At 45.3% G+C, this 1,295-nt stretch carries 1 protein-coding gene; it reads right to left on the bottom strand.

What is annotated here, in order from left to right; genetic code table 11:
* On the bottom strand, positions 1-1,295 hold a 1,295-nt coding region (locus KDK18_RS05345), incomplete at both ends, for a hypothetical protein (RefSeq protein ID WP_257253740.1).

The following is a 1,295-nucleotide window of genomic DNA, read 5'->3' as shown; positions in this document are numbered from 1 at the left end:
GTTTTGCTTTTACAGCTTCCTCATCAAGCAGACCTGCTCCAGTAAAGGTTGCGGCGACCGCTCTGTTCATGTCATTAATTTTTTCTGAGAGGCGTCTGGCTTGCTCATCCAGTGGCTGGGTATCATCCCAGTCATCTATGCCAAGTTGTATTGCCAGTTCAGAGTTGTAAACCTTTCTGGATTCTTTTCTGGCATCACGAATCTTTTGTTCCAGCGCAGGAATTCGTTGGGCTTCCTGCTGGAGTGTTTGTGTCTGGCTATGCAATACTTCGTGTATGTTACGAAGCTGAGCAAGTTCATCCTCAACTTGTAGCCTGATTTGTTGTGCTCTTAATTTTTTCTTTTCACTGGCAATGGCTTTATCCACTGTGAGCCGCAATTGACTTTTAAGCTGTATGAGTTTGGCTTCTTTTATCTGTAGCTCTTCCTGCGTGCTTTCGATCTCAATCAATTGTCTGGCCATGTCGCTTAAAACCTGGTTAGCGAACTCTTCGTTTTTGTATAAAAATTCGGTCTGTAATTCGGAGGAAACGGGTATAATGCTGAGAATACTCCGAATAAAATGCGGGTTAGTGAGAAGACCTTTAATTACGGGTTTGAAGCTGAAGTGTTTTGCGAGTTGAACCTGCAACCAGATTGGTGTGATGAATAACGAAGCGACTCTGATGTGTTCCAGTGAGAACTCAAATTCATGGACATGATCTGTTGGAGTAGCACTGGTCAATGCCTGTTGGAGAGACTCATAGAAATCAAGCGAAAACATCACCGTTTGATCTTCTTGTGCACGTTTCCTCGCCTCATTTTCGCCAATGACAGCTTCTCCGGCTTCGTACCGCGCATCCCACTCTTCCAGCACTGCCATCTGCCTGCTTCGAATGGCGTACTGGTAGCTTTCGATCTTAAGGTTTTTAACCTTTGTTGTTACTGCAAGAGCGTGGTTATTACCCTCAGCTTCTTGCCAGAGTGTATAGAGGGTTTCTACAAAGGCGATATCCGCAGAGTTCTGCTTCTGACCATGAAAAACAATAATCTCTCCCGGAGCCTCAGTCACTTCCAGTTTTGGATAACCGGTGGGCACAGGGTAAGTCTGCCTGTTATCCTCAATGTGTACTACATATCCGACGGGTTTATGGTATGACAACAGTTTATTCAGAGCTTCCTGCTGTAAATTTCCTTTCAGTACATGAACCTGCATATAGGCAGAGGTGGCGGCTGCCAGCAGAACCTCATCATTGACAAAGAGCGACTGACCCAGACGTTTAAGTTCAGGAGGCTGATCCCTTCCTGAGATAAGA

The organism is Endozoicomonas sp. SESOKO3 (assembly GCF_024606255.1).
This window is presented reverse-complemented; position numbering and strand designations above follow the sequence as displayed.